Raw genomic sequence first — 21,895 nt, 5'->3', positions numbered from 1 at the left:
CGCCCCCGTCACGACGCCGGTGTCGGCCCGGAGGGCCGGCGTCAGCCGGGCAGGCCCGCCCGCAGCTCCTCGAACACCTCACGCGCCGTTTCGTGCACGGCCAGCCGCGCCGTCTGACCGGCCCACAGCGACTGCAGCTCCCCGAGCTCCTTCGCCGTCGCCGACGCGCGGAAGCGCCCGGTGAGCCAGTTCTGCACCGGGAACGGCGCCCGCACGCCCGAGCTCTCGATCGCGCGGATCATGCGATTCGGGATGCCGCGGGCCAGCCGCCCGCTCGCCGCATCCGTCAGCACGGTCCCGTCGTCGGTGGCGGTGCGGATGGCGCGCCGGTGCGCGTCGTTGATCGCCGACTCGCGGGTCGCCAGGAACGCCGTGCCGACCTGAACACCGGATGCCCCCAGGGCGAAGGCCGCGCGCACGCCGCGTCGGTCGGCGACACCGCCCGCCGCGATCACCGGGACCTCCACCTCGTCGACCACCTGCGGAATGAGGGCGAACGTGCCGACGAGCGACTCCGCGGCCGGCCTCAGGAACGACACCCGGTGCCCGGCCGCCTCGAGCCCCGTTGCGACGATGGCGTCCACGCCTGCCGCTTCGAGCGCCCGTGCCTCGGCCACCGTCGTGGCCGTGCCGACCACGAGGATGCCGCGCGCCCTCGCCGCCTTCATCGTCGTCGCCGACGGAACGCCGAACACGACGCTGAGCACGGCGGGCTCCGCCTCCCACACCGCCTCCAGCTGCTCCTCCAGCGGCGGAAGGTACTGCGCCGGCTGCGGCGGCACCTCGATCCCCACCTCGTCGAAGAAAGGCTCGAGAGCCTTCGCGTAGCGGGCGTAGTCGGCGGGTGAGATGTCGGAGGGCTGCGCCTCGTCGAGCGGCAGCCAGAGGTTGAGCGCGAAGGGCTTCGACGTGAAGTCGCGGATCTCCGCGGCCGTCTCCAGGATGCGCTCGCCGCTGTAGCCGTAAAGGCCGTAGGAGCCGAGACCGCCGAGTTCGCTGACCGCCGCGGTCAGGGTGACCGACGATAGGCCGCCGAACGGTCCCAGCACGATCGGCGCGTCCACGCCGACGAGGTCAGTGATCGCGTCGCCCATCAGTCCCCTACCCAGAAGCCGCGGCCGCCGAACCACGTGTTGTAACCGCCGAGGTCGTCCATCGGCGTCGTGCCCCGGGTGCCCAGGTACGAGCCGACGACCGCCGCACCCAGATCGGCGAGCTCCGGCGCGACGACGCGGCCGTGCGCACGCCGGGCCATCGATTCCACGAAGCGCGCCAGCCCCGGGTCCTCGCCGAGACGGAAGAACGTGGTCTGCGCCCCGAGGCGCATCGAGTTGTCGAGCTCCTCGAGCGTCCGCAGGATCGTGCGCGGGTGCGGCGGGTACGAGAAGCTCACGACGCCGTCGGCCTCCAGGTGCGAGGTCGGCTCGCCGTCGGTGACGATGAGCAGCACGGGCTGGGCACTCGGATGCTTGCGGAAGTGCCGGTTGGCGAGCAGCAGGGCGTGGTGCAGGTTGGTGCCCTTGTCCCACACCGCGTCGAGCGCGGTGAGCTCCTCGATGTCCATGACCTCCGCGTGCCGCCCGAAGCCGATGAGCTGCAGCTGATCGCCGCGGAACCGCGAGGTGATGAGGGTGTGCAGGGCGAGCGCCGTGCGCTTCATCGGCACCCAGCGGTCGTCGAGCGCCATCGAGAACGAGGTGTCGACCAGCAGCGCGACTGCGGCCTGGGTGCGGGCCTCGGTTTCGGCCACCTCGATGTCGTCGACCGCGATCATCCGCCCGCCGGACCCGCCTGCGGGTTCGCCCGCCCGCCGGCGCACGCCGTTCAGGATGGTGCGCGGGATGTCCCACGGTTCGGTGTCGCCGAACTCCCAGGCCCGGGTGGCCCCCGAGCTCTCGCCCGCCGCGCCGGCAAGGGCCGCGTCGCGCTGGCCCTGGCGTCCCGACATCCGGGTGGCGATGTCCTTGAGCAACGACTTCCCCAGCTGCCGCATGGCCTTCGGCGTGAGCTTGAGCCGGCCGGAGGAATCCTTGCGCAGCGATCCGCTCTCCCGCAGGGTCTTCTCGAGGTCGCGCAGCGTGCGGGCGTCGACCGCCGCATCCTCGCCGAGCTGACGGGCGAGCCGATCGAGGTCGATGTCGTCCATCCTGGCGCCCCCGTACGACTGCGAGAGCTGCTCGCCGAGCTGGTCGAGGTCGGCGAGATCCTGCAGCACGCCCGTGCCGTCGCCGAGCCCGAGTGCGTCGTCGCCGTCGAAGCGCTCGGATCCGCCCCAGTTCTCTCCGGGGCGCAGCGCCTGCAGGTTCGAGTCGAGCTGGGCGAGGGAGTCCATGAGCTGGGGCGTCCCGAACGCCTGCGCCGAGAGCTGCATCAGCTCGTCGCGTTGTTCCTGGGTCATCGAGTTGAGCATCCGCTGCGCGGCCGCCGACCGTTTCGCGAGGGTGTCGATCAGCTCGTCCACGTTCTGCGGGTCTTCGGGGAAGAAGCCGCCGTGCTTGTCCATGAAGTCGTCGAAGTCCTGCTGCGTGTCCTCGCCGAGCCGGTGCTTCTCGAGCAGCGCGTTGAGGTCGGTGAGCATCTCGTTGATCGCTTCGCGGTCGTCGTCGGTCGCGTTCTCCATCGCCTGCTTCATGCCGGCGAAGCGCTGATCGAGCAGTTCGCGCCCGAGCAGATCCTTGATCTTCTCGTAGTCGGCACGCGCCTCGGCCGACTGCCACTGATAGTCCCCGAGCTCACTGACCGCCGCCGACGTGGATGGCGGCAGGCTGTCGAGTCGCATCTGGGAGAAGGCGCGGTCGCCGTCGTCCATCAGGGGGTCGCGGGCCAGCTGCTTGCGCTCCTCGAGCACCGCGTGGTCGAGGAGCTCTTTGACCTGCTTCAGGGTGCCGTCGAGGTTGTGGCGGCGCAGCAGGTCGCGCCGTCGCTCGGCGACCTTACGCGCCAGATCATCGAGTCCGGTCTGGTCGCGGCCACCGCGGCGCAGGAACTCGTTCATCGCGCGCTCCGGCGACGACCCGCCCATGACACTCTCACCGATCGCGTCGAGAGCCTCGACGATGTCGACCGGTGGAGCGAGCGGGTCGCCGCCGTCGTAGCGGCGGAATCGGGTGCGGTTTCTAGCCATAGACGGTTTCGGATCCGTCGGTGTCTTTGCCGACCTTGCGCGCCAGGTAGAGGCCCTCGAGCGCAAGCTCGATCGCGGCCGCCCTCTCCCCCGCGCTGACGGCGTCGAGGCGTTCCGCGATCTCGTCGTAGAGCTCCGACTCGCCCAGCACCGGCAGTCCGTCGAGGAACTGCCGCGCCGTCACCTGCTCGCCGGTCGTGACCATCGCGCCGCTCTCGATCGCGGCGACGAGGGGTCCGAAGTCGATCCCGCCGAAGTGCTGGCGCACGGTCTCGGCGGTCGCCGTGCGCAGCAGGTGGGTCAGCACCTCCGACTCGCGGCCCTCCTCGCCGGACTCGAACTCGATCTTGCCGCCCAGCACGTCGACCGCCGTCTCCAGGTCGGCGACGCGCGCCACCGCATCCTGCTCGCCCTGCGATGTCGCGCGATGCAGCGCCGCGGCCGCGATCGTCTCGGCTCCGGCGATGGCGAAGCGCGCGCTCACACCGCTGCGCTGGTCGACCGACGACGACTCCCGCAGATTGCGGGTGAAGCGGGCCAGGATCTCCACCAGATGATCCGGAACCTCGGCCACGAGGTCGGCCTCCTGCCGGATGACAGCGATCTCGGCCTCGAGCCTCGTCGGATAGTGGGTGCGGATCTCGGCGCCGAACCGGTCCTTCAGCGGCGTGATGATGCGGCCGCGGTTCGTGTAGTCCTCTGGGTTCGCGCTCGCGACGACGAGCACGTCGAGCGGCAGGCGCAGCACGTAGCCGCGCACCTGGATGTCGCGCTCCTCCATCACGTTCAGCATCGCCACCTGGATGCGCTCGGCGAGGTCGGGCAGTTCGTTGATCGCGACGATCCCCCGGTGACTGCGCGGGATGAGCCCGAAGTGGATGGTCTCCGGATCGCCGAGCGAGCGGCCCTCCGCGACCTTCATCGGGTCGACGTCTCCGATCAGGTCGGCCACCGAGGTGTCCGGCGTCGCGAGCTTCTCGACGTACCGCTCGTCGCGGTGCCGCCACGCGACGGGGAGCCGGTCACCCAGCTCGGTCGCGCGCCGCCGGGACTCGTGCGTGATCGGCTCGTAGGGATGCTCGCCGAGTTCGGAGCCGTCGATGACCGGCGTCCACTCGTCGAGGAGCCCCGCGAGCGTGCGGAGCAGACGCGTCTTGCCCTGGCCGCGCTCGCCGAGGAGCACGACGTCATGGCCGGCGATGAGCGCCCGTTCGAGCTGCGGGATGACAGTGGATTCGAAGCCGTGCAAGCCGGGCCACGGGTCGTCCCCGTTGCGGAGCTTGGCCAGAAGGTTCTCGCGGATCTCGATCCGGAGGGGCTTCTGGATGTGGCCGGAGGCGCGCAGCTCTCCGACAGTGCTGATGTGTGGAGCCTGGGTCACCGTGTTGGTCACCTCTCCAGGCTAACTCCGTAATCGCGCGACAGGGCCGGGTCTCGGCAAATGGAAACCTCCGGGTAACCTTCGCTGGCAGCGTCTGCGCCGCCTGAGCGTCGTTTGCCAGTTGCGGTGGTTTACGCGCCTGAATCACCGCATCAAGTGGCAAACGACCGCCGGCCGGGGCGAAACGAGCGCCGGCCGGGGCGAAACGAGCGTCGGCCGGCGCGGCGCCGAGCGCCGGATCTATGCAAAAGAGTGGACGAGACCGGTCCCGACGCAACAGAATGCAGTACATGAGGAGCGCTCATGTTATCCGCACGCCGGATCAGCGGCTGCGGATCTTCGTCAGTTCCACCCTTCAGGAGCTCGCCGCCGAGCGTCGAGCGACCCGGACCGCCATCGAGCGGTTGCACCTCGCGCCGGTCATGTTCGAGCTCGGCGCCCGCCCCCACCCACCGCGGGAGCTGTATCGCGCCTACCTGGAGCAGAGCGACGTGTTCCTCGGCCTGTACTGGGAGCGGTACGGCTGGGTCGCGCCCGACGAGGAGGTCTCGGGCCTCGAAGACGAGTACAACCTCTGCCCGGATGACCTCCCGCGCCTCCTCTATGTGAAGAGCCCGGCCGAGAACCGCGAGCCGAAGCTCACCGGGCTGCTCAACCGCATCCGCGACGATGATCGCGCCGCCTACAAGTACTTCGAGACGCCCAAAGAGCTCGCACGACTGGTCGAGGCCGATCTGGCGACCCTGCTGGCCGAACGTTTCGAGCAGAGCCAGGCCCTGCTGCACGCCGACGTGCTCAGCGACGCCGACCGCGTCATCGAACCTGCACGGCTCCCCCGCCCCCTGACCGAGCTGGTCGGTCGCGACGACGACGTCGCCGAGATCGGCCGGATGCTCGACGCCGGCGGCCGCCTCATCACCCTGAACGGCCCGGGCGGCATCGGCAAGAGCCGGCTTGCGATCGCCGCCGCCAACGCCGCCTCCCCCGCCTTCGCAGACGGGGCCGTGTTCGTCGACCTCACCGCCGTCCACGACGCCGGCCGTGTGCCCAACGCCATCGCGCAGGCGCTGGGTGTGCGCGACACGGGCGACGCCCCCGTCATGGAGAACCTGGTAACCGCCCTCCACGACCGCCACCTCCTGATGGTGCTCGACAACTTCGAGCAGGTGCTGCCGGCCGGACCCGACCTCACGGCCCTGCTCACCGCCGCCCCCGGGCTGTCGATGATGGTCACGAGCCGGGTCCTGCTGCGGGTGACGGCGGAGCGCAGCTACGAGGTCGGCCCGCTGCCGGAACGGTCGTCCGTCGACCTGTTCGTCGAGCGCGCCCACGCGGTGAAGCCCGACTTCGAGATCACCCCGGACAACACGGATGCCGTAGCCGGGGTGTGCGCGGCGCTCGACGGCATGCCGCTGGCGATCGAGCTGGCGGCCGCGCGCATCCGGGTGCTGTCTCCGGCGGACCTGCTGGAGCGGCTCGACCGGCGGCTGACCGTGCTCGTCGGCGGCTCGCGCGACCTGCCGGAGCGGCAGCAGACCCTGCGCCGCACGATCGAGTGGAGCACCCAGCTGCTCGAAGAGGACCAGCGCCGGCTGCTCGCCCGCCTCGGCGTCTTCGAGGGCGGCTTCACGCTGGCGGCGGCGGAGTTCGTCGCGAGCGACGGCGGCGCCGACACCGACTCCGACGCCGACGCTGACAACGGCTACCCCGTCGACGCCGACATCCTGACCGACCTGGCCGCCCTGGTCGACAGCAGCCTCGTCAGCCAGCACGATCGCGGTGACCGCCCGCGATTCTCGATGCAGGCGATCGTGCGCGAGTACGCGCGCGAGCAGCTCTGGGATTCCGGCGACCTGCATCGCGTGCGGGACGCCCACGCCCGGTTCTACCTCGACCGGTCCGCGCATGTGGAGCAGGAGCTCAAAGGCGAACGGCAGCGCGAATGGCTGGGGCGCATCAGCGACGAGCGCGACAATCTGCGTGCGGCCGAACGCTACCTGCTCGGCAGCGGGGACTGGGATCGCGCCGCCACGCTCGCCTTCCGGCTCTACCTGTACTGGTGGGTCTCCGGCCTGCTCGGCGAGGTGCGCACCTGGATGGACGAGGCGCTCAACGCCGGCGAGCACCTCGATGATCACACCTGGGCGATCGCCGTCTACTTCACCCGCACGATCATGTTCTGGAAGGACCCGGACGGCAGCGTCGCCGCCGATCTCACCGAGGCCGCCGAGCTGTTCCATCGCACGAACGACCCGGAGGGCGAGGCACTCACCCGCATCTCGCTCGCCCTGGCCCTGCTCGCCGGCGAGACGCCGGACCTGGAGCGCGCCGAGGAGGTCATGCAGGTGAGCCGGCGGCTCTTCCACGAGACCGGGAACATCTGGGGCGAGTCGATGGCGCTCGTCATCCTGGGCCGGGTGTCGCTGCGGGAGCAGAAGCTCGAGCAGGCGCGGTCACGGTTCGAGGAGAGCCTCGCCTTCACACAGAGCCAAGGCGACGCGGTCGGCGAGCGTGTCGCCGCCTACCACCTGGGCTGGGCTCAGCTGATGCTGGGCGACGTCGACGACGCCCGTAAGGACTTCGCCCTCAGCGTCACCACCTCGGCCGGGCTCGGCCATCCGGAGGGCCTCGCGTACGGTCTCGAGGGGATGGTCGCCGTCGCGGCCCTCGCCGGCGACGTCGAGCGAGCCGGTCACCTCGCCGGGGCGGCGCGAGCGCTCCGCGAGCGCAGCGGCCTCCACAACGGCCCGACGTTCACGTTCCACCAGGCGTACCTCGACACGATCGCGGGCGGCAGCGACCACGAGCGACTGGATGCGGCGATCACGGCGGGACGCGAGCTCACGGTCGAGCAGGCGGTCGCCGAGGCACTCGAGGAGGCGGCCCGGACGCCCTCGACATCGGCGCAGCCCCAGGACGTCCCGCGCGCTCAGTAGTCCGCCGGCAGCTCCACCCTTCCGGATGCCGCCGCAGCGGCGAACGCCTCGTAGTCGCTCTCGTTCTGATCGGCATAGCCACGCGCGAACTCCGAGATCGCACGATCGAAGGTGTCACCAGCGCCGAGATAGCCCGCGATGGCGACCCGATCTCCCGAACGGGCGTGGGCGCGGGCCAGCGTCTCGCCGCAGATCTGCGCATAGAGCATCGCACCCTCCACCTGCAGCTGCTCGACGTCGATCGAGCCCTTCCAATCCCGGAACTGCCGAAGGTAGTAGTCGTGGTCCCGCCCGTCGATGCCCACCAGTCGCGTCCAGCCGAGGAAGATGTCGCTGGCGGCCTGCATCGCACGCTGACCGCGCACGACGCGCTCACCGTGCGTCGGGTACACGCTCGGCGGCAGGTGGGCTTCGAGCACGGAGGCCTCGGCTTCCTTCGCCTGCAGCAGCAACGGGTCCCTCTCGTCGCGGCCGGTGAGCAGCACCAGCCAGGCGCGGGTTCCGACGCTTCCGACGCCGACCACCTTTCGCGCGATGTGCTCGAACCGGAAGTCGTCGAGGGGCGAGTAGACGTCGCGCAGGCTGCGACGGTAGTCGCGGAGCAGGGCGAGCATCCACTCGTTGATGACGGCCGCCTCCGACTCGCTGACGAGCTCTTCGAGCGGCACGATCAGCGGCGGATCCGAGCGGATGCGGGGACCGCTGTCGGTCGCGTCGACGAGCGACTTGAAGACCTTGGCACTGTTCTGGGTGCGCGCCTTCGCCACGATGCGTTCGATCTGACGCACCTGGACCGACCGGGCGAAGCCCGCGTGCCGTTGCGCCCGTACCCAGTCGATCAGCTGGTCGGCAGTGAGGTGGCTGTACCAGGAGGCCAGCACGTCGTCCTCGGCTGACTCGCGCATCCGGTTGCGGTACCCGCGGGCCACCGCGATGGTCGATGCCCGCCGCTGACGGGCGCTGAACCCCCGGTGCCTGCCCGCGATCTCGAAGCTCGCCGCGAGGCGCTTGACGTCCCACTCCCACGGGCCGGGGAGCGTCTCATCGAAGTCGTTGATGTCGAACACCATCTCGCGCTCGGGCGTTCCGAACAGCCCGAAGTTGGAGAGGTGGGCATCGCCGCAGATCTGCGCCGTGAGGCCCGTGACTGGGGTGTCCGCGAGATCGGCCGCCATGATCGCGGCCGCCCCGCGGTAGAAGGCGAACGGCGACGCCATCATGCGGGCGTGCCGGAGGGGCACGAGTTCCGGCACCCGCGTCGTCGCCTGGGCGAGCAGGATGTCGACGGGGTCGCGACGGCCGGCCGGCGTCTCCCACTCCGCGTGCGACGAGCGCGGCGTCGTCGCACGCGCGGCCCGCCCCAGGGCGCGGCGGTCTGCGAACGACAGCGAGCCCTCATGCGGCCCCGAGAGGCCCTCGGCGACGCGGCGCACGAACTCGTCCGCGACGGGCCGTGGTTCCTCCTGCTGTTCCGGTGTCATTCCGGGTTCCTCCCGTCCAATCGAGCGTTCAAGGTGATCGCGGCGTCGATCAGCGCCAGGTGGGTGAAGGCCTGCGGAAAGTTGCCGAGCTGCTCACCGGTCGCCGAGATCTCCTCGGCGAAGAGCCCGACGTGGTTGGCGTAGGTCAGCATCTTCTCGAACGTGAGCCGCGCATCTTCGACGCGACCGGTCCGCGCGAGCGCATCGACGTAGAGGAAGGTGCAGAGCGAGAACGTCCCTTCCGAGCCCTGCAGCCCGTCCGGCGAGGCGCTCGGGTTGTAGCGATAGACGAGGTTGTCGGAGACCAGCTCCTCCTCCATCGCGCGGAGGGTGTCGATCCAGAGCGTGTCGTGAGGCGAGATGAACCCGACCTGCGGCATCTTCAACAGCGACGCATCCAGAACGGTGTCGCCGTACTGCTGCACGAAGGCGCGACGATCCTCGCTCCATCCCTTCTCCATGATCTCGTCGTAGACGGCGTCGCGGGCCTCTGTCCACCGGTCTACGGGCGCCGGCCTTCCATGCGTGGCTGCCAGCCGGATGCCGCGATCGAAGGCCACCCACACCATCAGACGGCCGTAGGTGAAGTCCTTCCGTCCGCCACGGGTCTCCCAGATCCCCTCCTCCGGCTGCTGCCAATTCTCCGCGAGCCAGTCGAGCATCCGGCAGATCGCCGTCCAGCCGTCGTGGCCGATGACGTTGCCCGAGCGGTCGAGGTGATACACGGCGTCCAGGGCCTCACCGTAGATGTCGAGCTGGAGCTGATCGGCGGCCCCGTTGCCGATGCGCACCGGGTGCGACCCGCGGTAGCCTTCCCACTCCTCCACGACCTCCTCGCTCAGCTTCGGATCGCCGTCGACCCGGTACATGATGTTGAGCGGTCCGGTGTCGCTGTCGAGCGGTTCGACGACCCGATCCCTCAGCCACCTGCCGAAGGCGATGGCTTCGTCGACGAAGCCCAGTCTGACCAGCGTGTGCACCGAGAACGACGCGTCGCGCACCCACGTGTACCGATAGTCCCAGTTGCGCTCGCCGCCGATCTGCTCGGGCAGCCCGGCCGTCGGCGCGGCGACGAGGCCGCCCGTCGGTGCGTAGGTGAGCAGCTTGAGAGTGATGGCCGATCGCTGCACTTCCTCTCGCCAGCGCCCGGTGTACGTCGACTTCTCCACCCAGTCCTGCCAGTACTTGGTGGTGTCGTCGAGCAGGCGACGCCCCTCGGCGACGGGGATGGGCGCCGCTTCGACATCGGGCCCCGTCTCGAGCACGATGCCGCGCAACTCCCCCTCCCGCAGGCTCACGGTCGCGCGCAGGTCGCCGTCGTCGGTCTGCTCGACGTGGGCGAGCCTGGCGTCGTCGGGGTCGCGGATGACACTCAGCGCCAGGGTGAGTGCGTCGGTGACGAAGACCGCGCCGTCCTCCCCCACCGTGAGCCGGTGCGGCGTGCGCCCATAGTCGAAACGCGGGGCGATCTCGATGTCGAACTCCATCGCTCCGCGAACGCACCGGAGCACGCGCACCAGGCGGTGCCGCTCGCGGGCGACCTCATCAGTGGCCGGCATGAAGTCGATGAGTTCGCCGACCCCCGCCTCGGTCAGGAACCTGGTCACCAGCACCGCCGTGTCCGGCAGATAGAGCTGCTTCGTGTCGAATGTGGCGACGTGTGGTCGTGTCGTGAAGTGCCCGCCCTTCTCGCTGTCGAGCAGAGATGCGAACAGGCTGGGCGAGTCGAAGCGGGGACTGCAGAACCAGTCGATCGTTCCATCCGTCGCAACGAGGGCCGACGTCTGCAGGTCGCCGATCAGGCCGTGCTCGGCGATCGGGGGGTATTCGCTCATACTGCGTGCTCCTCTGCGACGTGGTGCTCGGTGGCCGGCTCGTTCGATCCGAGCGCTCTGGTGTTGCGCATGAAGATGATCAGCCAGCTGAAGATCATCAGAAACGCCACCAGCTCGACGGCGGTCAGCGTGTAGTACCCGGAGATGAAGAACGCCGCCAGCACCACGATCACGCCGACGAATGTGTAGCTCAGAATGGCGAACACACGCGGCAGCGTCGGGATGAACGACCGGATGCCGAGAGCGAGGGTCACGAACACGATGGCCATGCCGCTCGCGGAGATGTTGTGGATGGTGAGACTGCGGTCGAGAGGGAAGAGACCGACGCAGGCGAGCAGGATGCCGATCAGGGTGAGCGCTCCCCTCACCCAGCTGCGTCCGCGGAGTTCACGCGGCGTGCGCGCGGGCAGGTCCGCCGTCGAGTAGTGGGCGATGGCGGTCACGATGACGCCGGCGATGATCAGCGTCAGGTTGAAGGCCAGCGACGACACGTCGTCGGGCAGACCGAGCGTGCTCAGGTTCTTCTGCCACCAGAGCGGGTCGGACGCGCTCAGCATGCTCGCGAACGAACCGACGACCAGGAACACTGCGAGCACAAGCGAAAGCAGCGTCGGCGTCATGCTCACCGCGGACAGGAAGGCGACGTACGTCGAGGCCGCGATGGCGACCGCCGCGAGCAAGGCCGCGGACAAGGCGTAGACCTGCGCGCCGATGAAGCTCTTCTCGAGGAGGTCGGCGATGCCGATCCACCCGAGCAGGGCGATCACTCCGTGGGCCACGGCCACGGCGACCACGTCGTACCAGGGGAAGTCCGCGGCCATCGCGTTCGGACGCCGCGACGCGCTCAGAGCAGGGGCACCCGACCGGCCGATCAGCGCCCGGGCGGTCACAAAGGCGACCGTGGCCGCGATTCCGGACCAGATCGCGACGAACTGGCCGAGCGATCCAGGGCCCGAGATCGGCAGGAACATCCCCCAGAAGGTGATGACACCGATCACCGCCGCGACGATGAAGACGGCCGCGCTGACGAGCAGGGCTGCAGACTCCGCGGACTCCGCTGACGCCACCGGGTGACGAACGATCTCTGCGACCGACGGCTGTGCTTGCACGTGCCACTCCCTTCGCCGGTCCGATGCCGCGAGACCCTCTCTCCACATCGTCACCCGCGCCGAGCCTGCGCGGAATCATCCTCGTCGGGTGATGTTCGCGATCTCATTCCGCGGGGATGATGCGCTGCGCGGGCGGCGTGGCTAGTTTCGGGCCATAAGTTCGCGCGTGTCGCGGGCGGTACGAGCCGAAGGAGACAAGCTGATGACCACCGCTGACAGTGCGACCCTGTCGGGCTGGAGAGCGTTCGCCGCCCTCGTCGTTCTCATCTCGGGCCTTTTCAGCGTGCTCCAGGGCATCGTCGCCCTGTTCGCGCCCGACCCGTACTACGTGGTCGCGCACGGCTCCCTCTTCGTCTTCGACATCTCCGGGTGGGGCTGGTGGAACCTGATCATCGGGATCCTGGCCGTCCTCGCGTCGGGCGGCCTGTTCGCCGGTGCGCTCTGGGCGCGGATCGTCGTCGTGATCCTGGCGATTCTGAGCGCGATCGGTCAGCTCTTCCTCATCCCGGCGCAGCCATGGTGGTCCGCGATCCTCATCGCGCTCGACGTTCTCGTGATCTACGCCGTGACGGCCCACGGCGGGAGCGCGCCGCGCCGGCCGACGACCTCATGACGGACATCCTCGTGACGAAGGACACGGCATGACGAAGGACACGGCTCCACCGGCGCAGGCCGCCAAGTTCAACGGGATGCTGGCACTGCTTCTCGCGATGGCCATGTTCGTGCTGGTGGTCGACACGTCCATCATGAACGTGTCGATCTCGGCCGTCGTACGCGACCTCGATTCGACGGTCAGCAGCGTGCAGTCGGCGATCGCTCTCGAAGCGCTCGTCTCGGCCGCCTTCATCCTGATCGGCGGCAAGGTCGGCGACCTCATCGGGCGTAAACGCGCCTACGTGATCGGGCTCGTGGCCTACGCGATCGGGGCGATCGCGATGACGTTGGCCCAGAGCATCCTGGCCATCATCGTTTTCTGGGCGGTGATCGGCGGGCTGGGCGCGTCGCTGCTCCTGCCCTCGATGCAGTCGCTGATCCACGGCAACTTCGAGGGGTCCGCGCAGGCGCGGGTGTATGCGCTGGTCGGCGCCTCGGCCGCCATCGCCGCCGCCGTCGGGCCGCTCCTCGGCGGCGTGATCACCACGTTCCTCTCGTGGCGCATCGCGTTCCTCCTCGAGGCGGTGATCATCGCCGTCGTGCTGTCGGGCATCCGGCTGGTGCGCGACGTCCCGTACACGGGCTCCCGCAAAGTCGACGTGGTCGGCTCGCTCCTCTCGGTGGTCGGGATGGGCGGCATCGTTCTCGGCATCCTGGCCTGGCAGGAGGGCGCCGGCTACGTCGGCCTGCTGATCGCCGTCGGCATTGCGGGACTGTTCGGGCTGGTCTTCTGGCTCCTGCGCCGCAAACGCCGGCACCAGGCGGCCCTGCTCGATCCGGACCTGTTCACGCTCCCGCGGTTCCGGTTCGGCATCAGCCAGCAGATGCTGCAGCAGATCGCCCTCGGCGGCACGATGATCGTGCTGCCCCTGTACCTGCAGATGGTGTTCGAGTACAACGCGCTCGAGGCAGGGCTCTCGATCGCACCGCTGTCGCTCACCATGTTCGCCGTCGCCCTGGTCGCGGGGAGGCGCCTGACGAAGCGACGACCGGCGGGACTCGTTCGGTGGGGCTTCCTGCTGCTGGCGGTCGGACTGATCAGCCTGGTGTTCGTCATTCCCCGGGCGGACTCCGGCTGGTGGCTGCTGGTGCCGTTGATCATCTGCGGCGGCGGGCTGGGGCTGCTCGTCTCCCAGCTCAACAACTACACGTTGTCGCCGATCTCGAACGAACGCGTGAGCGAGGCGGCCGGTGTCAACTCCGCCGCCGGATCGTTCGGACTGTCGTTCGGGCTCGCGGTAGCCGGCGCGGTGTTGCTCGCGGCTCTGGCACCGTTGTTCACGAATCTCGCGAACTCCAGCGAGGTGCTTCCCGCCGCCGAGAAGCAGCAGGTGGCACAGGCGCTGGATGAGGACGCCCAGCTGCTGAGCAACACCCAGCTGACGAAACAGCTGGCCGATCAGCCGCAGAAGATCCAGGACGAGATCGTGCGCATCAACACCGAGGCGCGGCCGATCGCCCTGCAGATCGCGCTGATCGCACCGATCCTGGCGGCCCTCATCGGCTTCATCCTGTCGTTCCGGATGGTGCGCCTCCCCGATCCGGAGCAATCGGACGCTCCGCCGGGAGAGACCATCGTTTGAGCGGAATTGTGAAAGCATGTGCGGATGCCCGTACTTTTCATCATCCTCATCGTTCTCGCCATCATCTTCTTCGGTCTCGGCATCTTCGTGACCGCACTGAAGTGGTTGCTCTACATCGCGATCATCCTGCTGCTCGTCGGCGTGATCGGCTGGATCATCCGGTCGATCCGGGGCCGCAGCAACTCCTGACCGCAGTCGTAACTCTGTAACTCCGTAACTCCGGAATCTCGCGGCCGAACAGGTCGCGAGTTCCGGAGTTACGCGTATCGTGGCGGCGTGTCTCTCTCCACTTCCGGAACTGTGAACGCCGCTCCCCTGACTGTGCTGGTCGTCGGCGCAACCGGCAGCATCGGCCGGCTCGCCGTCGCCGAGGCCATCCGCAGGGGCCACACGACCCGCGCGCTCGTACGGGATGCCGCCAAGGCGGACGCCCTGCCGGCCGAGGCGCAACTCGTCGTCGGCGACCTCACCCGCGCCGAGACGCTCGGCGAAGCAGTCGACGGCGTCGACGCCGTGATCTTCACGCACGGCTCGCACGGCGACAATCCGGCCGACGCCGAGGCCGTCGATTACGGCGCGGTGCGCAATGTGCTGACAGCGCTCGGCGACCGTCCAGCACGCATCGCCCTGATGACGATGATCGGCGTCACCGACCGCGGTGGCGCCTTCAACCGTGAGAGCGAGTCGCCCGACTGGAAGCGGCGGGGCGAACGGCTCGTGCGCGCGAGCGGGCGGCCGTACGCGATCGTGCGCCCGGGATGGTTCGACTACAACGAGCCGGACGAGCTCCGGCTCGTGCTGCTGCAGGGAGACACGCACCGCGCGGGCGACTCCAGCGACGGCGTCATCTCCCGCCGGCAGATCGCGGAGGTGCTCGTCGGCAGCCTCACCACGGACGCCGCCGACCGCAAGACCTTCGAGCTCGTCGCCGAGAAGGGACCGGCGCAGACCGATCTCACCCCGCTGTTCGCCGCCCTGCTCCCGGATGCCCCCGGCGCACTCGACGGTGTGGTGGACACCCTCGACATGCCCATCGACGCCGAGCCGCAGCGCGTGCGAGACGACCTGGAGGCCCTCGCCCGCTGAGGCCCGCCCACCTGTGGGCCGCACACCTGAGGGACCGTGATGTCCCTTCCGCAAATCCGGTGAAAGCCGGAATAGCGCACGACCGCCGCAAGTTGGCCCCAGGGGCCGCGCTCCGACTGCGAGGCGGCATCGCAATCGAAAGGCATCCCCTCTATGGATCTGTTCTCCCCCGTCGCGCTCGGCGATCTGCAGCTGCCCAACCGCGTCGTCATGGCGCCGCTGACCCGCACACGTTCCAGCGAGACCGGCGTTCCCGGCCCGCTCGTGGCAGAGCATTACGCACAGCGCGCGAGCATCGGACTGATCATCTCCGAGGGGACCTACCCGAGCCACGAGTCGCGCGCCTACCCGGGCCAGCCGGGCATCGTGACCGCCGAACAGATCGAGGGCTGGCGCGCCGTCGCCGACGCCGTGCACGCCGCGGGCGGGCGCATCGTGATGCAGCTCATGCACAGCGGACGCGTGTCGCACCCCGCCGTGACCGGGACCGACCGGATCGTCGCACCGAGCGCCATCGCGATCGACGGCGAGACCCGCACCGCCACCGGGAAGGTGCGGTACGCCCTGCCTCACGCGCTCACCACCGATGAGCTCACCGACGTCAAGGCCGAGTTCGTCGCGGCTGCCGGCAACGCGATCGCCGCCGGCTTCGACGGGGTCGAACTGCACGGAGCCAACGGCTACCTGCTCCACCAGTTCCTCTCCCCGGTGTCCAACCAGCGGGACGACGACTACGGCCAGTCCCCGGATGCCCGCGCCCGCTTCGTCGTCGAGGTCGCGACCGCGGTCAGTGAGGCCATCGGTGCCGGCCGGGTCGGCATCCGGCTCTCGCCGATGCACAACATCCAGGATGTCGTCGAGACCGATCTCGACGACGTCACCGCCACCTACCGGTCGGTCGTCGACGGCTTGGCGCCGCTCGGGATGGCCTACGTGAGCGTGCTGCACCGCGATCCGTCCGGCGCGCTGGTGCAGGACCTGCGCGAGCGGTTCGGCGGCGCGTTCATCGTCAACACCGGCTTCGGCACCGTCACGACCCGCGACGAGGCGATCGCGCTGGTGGAGAACTCCCACGCGGACGCCGTCGCCGTCGGTCGCCTCGCGATCGCCAACCCCGACCTCGTCGAGCGCTGGCAGGGCGCGCACCCGGAGAACGAGCCCAACCCGTCGACGTTCTACACCGCCGGCGCCGAGGGTTACACGGACTACCCGCGGCTCAGCGCCTAGCACCCACGCTGCGGACGCGGGCGGCGCGACCCGTCGTCGCGCGTCTGCAGCGTTGCATCGTCTCCGGCGGTGCGCACAGCGGGTCAGCGGGCATCCGGGCCGGCCTGCGTGGCGTCGCCGGGCTCGACCGGCGCGGCCTCCGTCTGCACGGTCTTGGTGTCGGCGGGGTCCTTCTGCCGCCGGCTGGCGAACAGGAACGGGATGCCGATCAGCTCGACGGCGCCCCCGATGACGAGCGACGTTCCGTAGCCCCAGAGGTCGGCCGCGCGCCCCAGTGCCGGCTGGATGAACACGCCGCCGAGGCTGCCGAACAGCGAATCGAACGACAGCACCGTCGCGCGCTGCTTCGACGGGATCATGTCGTTCAGGTACGCCTGACGAACCGGCCCGGCGACCGCGAACACGAAGCCCCAGATCACGAGGAAGACGATCGCGAGCCAGAAGAGGCTCGTCACCCCCAGCACCACGAGCACCACGATGCTCACCAGGGAGGCCCCGATCACCGTGGTCGTGCGCTTCGCGAAGAGTCCCCGGATGCGATGTGCGAGGATCCCGCCGGCGACCTGCGCCAACGACAGGATGGCCGCGGCCAGTCCGGCGATCGAGTACGCGGTCTCGTCGCCGTAGAGCTGGAGCAGGTAGGGCTGCAAGGCGTAGAAGGCGTAGATGCCGACACCGGAGGCGAACGGCGCCGACAGGATCACCCAGCGCACCGAGCGCTTGCGCAGGCCGTGGTCGATCGACTGTTTCAGCACGTTCCTCGTCGCGGCGATCGGCCCCATCGAGTGATCGGGCGTGAAGCCCATGTCTTTCATCACGATGGCGGCGAACACCAGCATGACCACCAGCACCCCGGCTCTCAGCAGGAACGGCACCCCGAGGTTGGTCGCCTGGGCGATGATGCCGCCGAGCACCGATCCGGCGAACATCGAGATGCCCGTCACGACGAGGCCCCGGCCGAAGACGGCCTCGAGGCTCCCGGTGTACTTGGCGAACGCGAGGGCGTCGACGAGCCACGCATCGACCGCACCGGAGAAGAACGTGAAGCCCAGGCCGAGGAGCGCCGACACGATCGCCCACCAGACGAACGGCGCGTGCCAGAGCCAGAGCATCCAGTACAGGCCGGTGGTCACCGACAGGGTGACCGTGCCCAGCAGGTACGAGGCCTTGCGCCCGACGGTGTCGGCGACGACGCCGGTCGGGATCTCGAAGATCACCATGCCGGCGGTGAAGAACGCATTCGCGGCGAACGCCTCGAAATTGGTGAGCCCGGCGTCGAGCAGGAACAGGGTGTTGATGCCCCAGATGAACGAGGCGGCCAGCGTGTTGCCGAGCATCAGGGTCAGGTAGACGCGCTGCACGCGGCGAGCCGCCGGATTCATGATCCGCGACCGATCGGCTCATCCCGACTCGTCACCCAGCCATCATGGACCCGTCGGGCGCTGTGTGGCTACGGCTGATGCGGGTGCATCGAGCGTTGGTCTCCGAGACTCCAGACGCGCCCGACGATCATGCCCTCCGGTCCGTCGCCCGTCGTCACGAAGTGGTCGACGTACGGTCCGATGAACGCCTGCCAGCGTTCGTTCGCGGGGTCGGTGTCGAGGGCGGTCATCGCAGCGGCGAAATCGTCGCAGTCCACGAGATGGAAGAGGTCCCGTCCGCTGCGCCAGATCGTCCAGTCGTGGATGCCCACCCGATCGAACGAGTCCACCAGATCGTCGGGGATGACGGCATGCGCCTCCTCATAGCCGGCCTCCCGGCCGTCGCGGACGATCGAATGCAGGGCAACGCGCATCGAGTGCTCCTTTCGTTGAAATGCTATAGGAAATAGTAATAGGCTGGAGCCCACGAGCGAAAGGACTCTCGATGCCGACCCACCCGATGCGATTCCAGCGGCTCGGTGAGCCGGGATTCGAGATCCCCGTCGTCAGTGACGGCGAGACCAGCTGGGATCTGCGCCCGCTGACCGCCGACATCGATGGGGCATTCCTCGCCGCCGACGGGCTGGCGGCCGCCGAGCGCGCGGCGCTGGCGGGCGAACTGCCCGTCATCGACAGCACCGGGATGCGCATCGGCGCCCCGATCGCCCGCCCCTCGGCCGTCATCTGCATCGGAATGAACTACGCGGCGCACGCCCGCGAGTCAGGCTCGGAGCCGCCGACGGACATCGTCGTCTTCTACAAGCACCCGAACACCGTCGTCGGGCCGAACGACACCGTGCTGGTGCCGCCCGGATCGGTCACGACCGACTGGGAGGTGGAGCTCGCGGCCGTCATCGGCCGTCGCGCCCGCTATCTCGCCTCGCCGGCGGAGGCGCTCGCCCACATCGCGGGCTTCACCGTCGCCAACGACGTCTCCGAGCGCGAATACCAGCTGCAGCGATCGCTCGGCCAGTGGAGCAAGGGCAAGAGCTTCGAGACCTTCAACCCCCTCGGCCCCTGGCTGGTGCCGACGGCGCAGGTCGGCGACGGCTCGGGGCTCGGCATCTGGTCGCGCGTGAACGGCGAGCCCCGGCAGTCGTCGACCACCTCCGACCTGATCTTCGGTGTCGCCGAGATCGTCTACCGCCTCAGCCAGTTCATGGTGCTCGAGCCCGGCGATCTCATCAACACCGGAACCCCGGAGGGCGTCGGCCTGTCGGGACGGTTCCCCTACCTCGCTCCCGGGGACGTCGTGGAGCTGGGCATCGACGGACTCGGCGAGCAGCGCACGACCGTGCGCGCGGCCGACTGATCACAACGGAACAGAAGGAGAGACACAGGTGTCCCAGAATTTCGAAGGGCTCGTCGCTGCGGTCACCGGCGGCGCCTCCGGACTCGGCAAGGCCATCGCCGACGAGCTCGCCGCGCGCGGCGCCACGGTCTACTGCCTCGACCTCGACGCGGCGGCGGTCGGGCACCCGCACACGGGCATCCGGTGCGACATCGGCGACGACGACAGCGTGCGTGCCGCGATCGCCGAGGTCGTGGCCGGCGCCGGCCGCCTCGACGTGGTGGTCGCGAACGCGGGCATCGGGGCACAGGGCGACGTCTCCGCCAACGACGACGCCGAGTGGATGCGCGTGCTCAACGTGAACGTCATCGGCTCGGCCCGCACCGTGCGTCACGCGCTGCCCCACCTCGAGAAGTCGCCGGCCGCCGCGGTCGTGCTCACCAGCTCGATCGCCGCGTGGGCCGGCCTTCCGCAGCGGGTGCTCTACTCGGCGTCGAAGGGTGCGGTGTCGGCGATGACCCTGGCGATGGCCACCGACTTCCTCCCCCGCGGCATCCGTGTGAACGCGGTCGCTCCCGGCACCGCCGACACCCCGTGGGTGGGGCGTCTGCTCGACACCGCCGCCGATCCGAATGCGGAACGCGCCGCCCTCGAATCGCGTCAGCCGAGCGGCCGCCTCGTGCAGCCGCAGGAGGTCGCGGAGGCCGTCGCCTACCTCGCCTCCCCCACCTCGACGTCGACCAACGGTGTGATCCTCGCGGTCGACGGCGGCATGTACTCCCTGCGCCCACGCCGCTGAAAAGAGACACAGCTGAGGAGAGACACATGAGAAGAGACACAGCGGAAACGCGACGGCGATAGCCTTCTCTGGTGCCCTCCACACTCATCATCGAACGCGCCGACTTCACCGATCCCGCTCTGCACGCCTTCCTCCAAGCGCACCTCGACGATCTCGAGCCGACCGCTCCGGCGGAGAGCAGGCACGCACTCGATCTCACGGGTCTCCAGCAACCGCGAGTGCGCCTGTGGGTCGCCCGTGACGGCTCGGCGATCGTCGGCACGGTGGCGCTCGCCGCCCTGGTGCTTCCCGATGAGCCCGGTCACGAGGAGCTCAAGAGCATGCGAACCGATCCGGAACGGCGCGGGGAGGGGATCGCGGCCGCGATGCTCGAATTCGCGATCGCCGACGCCCGCTCGCGCGGCGTGCGCCGACTGTCGCTGGAGACGGGCTCGATGGAGTTCTTCGAGCCTGCTCGCCGCCTCTACGCGCGCGCAGGGTTCGCGCCGTGCGACCCGTTCGGCTCGTATTCGGCCGACCCGAACAGCTACTTCATGACGCTCGGCCTCTAAGACTCTCGGCCTCTAAGCGGTCGCGCGCACCCCGAACTCGTTCTCGGCCAGCGACGACGCGAGCATCTCCATGCCGATGCCCGGCGCGAGCGGGGCACAGTAGCGGCCGCCCACCAGCTCGACCGGCGCGACGAAGTGCTCGTGCAAGTGCTTGGTGTACTCGATCATCCGGCCGTCCTGGCTGCCGGAGACGGCCACGAAGTCGAACATCGAGAAGTGCTGCACGGCCTCGCAGAGTCCGACTCCGCCGGCGTGCGGGCAGACGGGGATCCCGAACTTCGCCGCGAGCAGCAGGATGGCGATGTTCTCGTTGACCCCGGCGACGCGGGTCGAGTCGATCTGCACGATCGATGCGGCCTCGGCCTGGAGCAGCTGCTTGAACAGCACCCGGCTCATCCCGTGCTCGCCCGTCGCGATGCGCACGGGGGCGACGGCACGCGCGATGGCGGCATGGGCGAGGATGTCGTCGGGGCTGGTCGGCTCCTCGACCCAGGCCAGGTCGAACGGTTCCAGAGCGCGGATCCAGTCGATCGCCTGATCGCGGTCCCAGCGCTGGTTGGCGTCGATCGCGATCCGGATGTCGGGACCGACCGTCTCGCGGGCGATCCGGAGCCGGCGCACGTCGTCGTCGAGCCGGTCCCCCACCTTGAGCTTGATCTGCTGGAAGCCCTCGTCGACGGCCTCGCGCGCCAGGCGGCGGAGCTTGTCGTCGGAGTAGCCGAGCCATCCCGGAGTCGTGGTGTACGCCGGATAGCCGAGCGCCAACAGCGCGGCCTCGCGCTCGGCACGCCCCGGCAGGGCGGCACGCAGGATGCCCAGCGCGTCGTCTTCAGTGAGGGCGTCGCTCAGGTAGCGGAAGTCGACGAGGGCGACGATCTCCTCCGGGCTCATGCGGGCGAGCAGCTGCCACAGCGGCAGGCCGGCGCGTTTCGCCTTGAGGTCCCAGAACGCATTGACGACCGCGCCGATCGCCATGTGCATCACGCCCTTCTCCGGGCCGAGCCAGCGCAGCTGCGAGTCGTAGACGAACTCGCGCCAGAAACCGCCGAGGTCGTCGAGGATCGCCTCGACGTCGCGCCCGAGCACGCGGTGGGCGACGGCGTCGATCGCCGCCACCTGCACGTCGTTCCCGCGGCCGATGGTGAAGACGAACGCGTGCCCCTCGTGACCGTCGGCGGCGTCCGTGGTGACCCGCAGGTAGGCGGCCGAGTAGTCGGGGTCGGGGTTCATGGCGTCGGAGCCGTCGAGCATCGCCGACGTCTCGAATCGGACGTCGACTGTTTCGAATCCCGTGATGGTGCTCACGCGCTGCCCTCTTTCCCTTCGCCGCCCGCGCGTCGTCGCGTCGAGCAGGTAACCAACATCCTATTGGATATAGGTGAGTTGCGCCACCGACAAAAAGAGGCGCCCCGCCGTG

At 69.3% G+C, this 21,895-nt stretch carries 18 protein-coding genes; 9 read left to right on the top strand and 9 right to left on the bottom strand.

Annotation, left to right across the window (positions count from 1 at the left end; genetic code table 11):
* Nucleotides 1-41: 41 nt before the first annotated feature.
* Genes PKE84_RS13735 through PKE84_RS13725 form a run of 3 tightly spaced genes read right to left on the bottom strand, consistent with a single transcriptional unit; the run spans nt 42 to nt 4,505 of the window.
* Nucleotides 42-1,094 (bottom strand): NAD(P)H-dependent flavin oxidoreductase, encoded by a 1,053-nt coding sequence (locus PKE84_RS13735; RefSeq protein ID WP_271177823.1) that lies wholly within the window; start codon nt 1,092-1,094, stop codon nt 42-44.
* Complete coding sequence (locus PKE84_RS13730) at nt 1,094-3,124, bottom strand: vWA domain-containing protein (RefSeq protein WP_271177822.1); 2,031 nt, start codon at nt 3,122-3,124, stop codon at nt 1,094-1,096. Before PKE84_RS13730 ends, PKE84_RS13735 begins: the two co-directional genes overlap by 1 nt.
* Nucleotides 3,117-4,505 (bottom strand): sigma 54-interacting transcriptional regulator, encoded by a 1,389-nt coding sequence (locus PKE84_RS13725; RefSeq protein WP_271177942.1) that lies wholly within the window; start codon nt 4,503-4,505, stop codon nt 3,117-3,119. The genes PKE84_RS13730 and PKE84_RS13725 overlap by 8 nt, the downstream gene beginning before the upstream one ends.
* A gap of 290 nt (nt 4,506-4,795) precedes the next feature.
* Between PKE84_RS13725 and PKE84_RS13720 the strand changes: the two genes are divergently transcribed.
* On the top strand, nt 4,796-7,441 hold the full coding sequence (locus PKE84_RS13720; RefSeq protein ID WP_271177821.1) for an ATP-binding protein: 2,646 nt from the start codon (nt 4,796-4,798) through the stop codon (nt 7,439-7,441).
* Here PKE84_RS13720 and PKE84_RS13715 read toward each other — a convergent pair.
* The 3 genes from PKE84_RS13715 to PKE84_RS13705 are packed head-to-tail and all read right to left on the bottom strand — an operon-like array spanning nt 7,435 to nt 11,866.
* Entirely contained in the window at nt 7,435-8,922 is a 1,488-nt protein-coding gene (locus tag PKE84_RS13715) for a DUF2252 domain-containing protein (RefSeq protein WP_271177820.1), read from the bottom strand. The two genes, PKE84_RS13720 and PKE84_RS13715, sit on opposite strands and share 7 nt — an antisense overlap.
* Nucleotides 8,919-10,757: a glycoside hydrolase family 15 protein gene (locus PKE84_RS13710; protein WP_271177819.1), complete on the bottom strand. Its 1,839-nt coding sequence runs from the start codon at nt 10,755-10,757 to the stop codon at nt 8,919-8,921. The genes PKE84_RS13715 and PKE84_RS13710 overlap by 4 nt, the downstream gene beginning before the upstream one ends.
* The gene (locus tag PKE84_RS13705) at nt 10,754-11,866 is read right to left on the bottom strand and encodes a DUF998 domain-containing protein (protein ID WP_271177818.1); all 1,113 of its coding nucleotides are present in this window, start codon (nt 11,864-11,866) and stop codon (nt 10,754-10,756) included. Before PKE84_RS13705 ends, PKE84_RS13710 begins: the two co-directional genes overlap by 4 nt.
* 202 nt (nt 11,867-12,068) lie before the next feature.
* Between PKE84_RS13705 and PKE84_RS13700 the strand changes: the two genes are divergently transcribed.
* The 5 genes from PKE84_RS13700 to PKE84_RS13680 all read left to right on the top strand — a co-directional run bounded on the left by PKE84_RS13700 (nt 12,069) and on the right by PKE84_RS13680 (nt 16,416).
* Nucleotides 12,069-12,479: a DUF7144 family membrane protein gene (locus PKE84_RS13700; RefSeq protein ID WP_271177817.1), complete on the top strand. Its 411-nt coding sequence runs from the start codon at nt 12,069-12,071 to the stop codon at nt 12,477-12,479.
* 28 nt (nt 12,480-12,507) lie between these two features.
* Nucleotides 12,508-14,103: an MFS transporter gene (locus tag PKE84_RS13695; RefSeq protein WP_271177816.1), complete on the top strand. Its 1,596-nt coding sequence runs from the start codon at nt 12,508-12,510 to the stop codon at nt 14,101-14,103.
* A 24-nt stretch (nt 14,104-14,127) separates the two neighbouring features.
* Entirely contained in the window at nt 14,128-14,292 is a 165-nt protein-coding gene (locus PKE84_RS13690; RefSeq protein ID WP_271177815.1) for a hypothetical protein, read from the top strand.
* A gap of 87 nt (nt 14,293-14,379) precedes the next feature.
* Nucleotides 14,380-15,189 carry an SDR family oxidoreductase gene (locus PKE84_RS13685; protein ID WP_271177814.1) on the top strand — a complete coding sequence of 270 codons (810 nt, stop codon included), beginning with the start codon at nt 14,380-14,382 and terminating at the stop codon, nt 15,187-15,189.
* A 153-nt stretch (nt 15,190-15,342) separates the two neighbouring features.
* Nucleotides 15,343-16,416: an alkene reductase gene (locus PKE84_RS13680; RefSeq protein WP_271177813.1), complete on the top strand. Its 1,074-nt coding sequence runs from the start codon at nt 15,343-15,345 to the stop codon at nt 16,414-16,416.
* 83 nt (nt 16,417-16,499) lie between these two features.
* On the opposite strand, the gene PKE84_RS13675 is transcribed toward PKE84_RS13680, so the two are convergent.
* Nucleotides 16,500-17,798 carry an MFS transporter gene (locus tag PKE84_RS13675; protein WP_271177812.1) on the bottom strand — a complete coding sequence of 433 codons (1,299 nt, stop codon included), beginning with the start codon at nt 17,796-17,798 and terminating at the stop codon, nt 16,500-16,502.
* A 68-nt stretch (nt 17,799-17,866) separates the two neighbouring features.
* The gene (locus PKE84_RS13670; protein ID WP_271177811.1) at nt 17,867-18,211 is read right to left on the bottom strand and encodes an L-rhamnose mutarotase; all 345 of its coding nucleotides are present in this window, start codon (nt 18,209-18,211) and stop codon (nt 17,867-17,869) included.
* A gap of 86 nt (nt 18,212-18,297) precedes the next feature.
* Between PKE84_RS13670 and PKE84_RS13665 the strand changes: the two genes are divergently transcribed.
* The 3 genes from PKE84_RS13665 to PKE84_RS13655 all read left to right on the top strand — a co-directional run bounded on the left by PKE84_RS13665 (nt 18,298) and on the right by PKE84_RS13655 (nt 20,478).
* Nucleotides 18,298-19,149: a fumarylacetoacetate hydrolase family protein gene (locus PKE84_RS13665; RefSeq protein WP_271177941.1), complete on the top strand. Its 852-nt coding sequence runs from the start codon at nt 18,298-18,300 to the stop codon at nt 19,147-19,149.
* A gap of 28 nt (nt 19,150-19,177) precedes the next feature.
* Nucleotides 19,178-19,927: an SDR family NAD(P)-dependent oxidoreductase gene (locus PKE84_RS13660; protein WP_271177810.1), complete on the top strand. Its 750-nt coding sequence runs from the start codon at nt 19,178-19,180 to the stop codon at nt 19,925-19,927.
* Between the two features lie 71 nt (nt 19,928-19,998).
* The gene (locus tag PKE84_RS13655) at nt 19,999-20,478 is read left to right on the top strand and encodes a GNAT family N-acetyltransferase (RefSeq protein WP_271177809.1); all 480 of its coding nucleotides are present in this window, start codon (nt 19,999-20,001) and stop codon (nt 20,476-20,478) included.
* Between the two features lie 12 nt (nt 20,479-20,490).
* Here PKE84_RS13655 and PKE84_RS13650 read toward each other — a convergent pair whose 3' ends face one another.
* Nucleotides 20,491-21,783 (bottom strand): enolase C-terminal domain-like protein, encoded by a 1,293-nt coding sequence (locus PKE84_RS13650; RefSeq protein WP_271177808.1) that lies wholly within the window; start codon nt 21,781-21,783, stop codon nt 20,491-20,493.
* Nucleotides 21,784-21,895: the final 112 nt, after the last annotated feature.

The organism is Leifsonia poae (genome assembly GCF_027921845.1).
Classification (GTDB): domain Bacteria; phylum Actinomycetota; class Actinomycetes; order Actinomycetales; family Microbacteriaceae; genus Leifsonia; species Leifsonia poae.
This window is presented reverse-complemented; position numbering and strand designations above follow the sequence as displayed.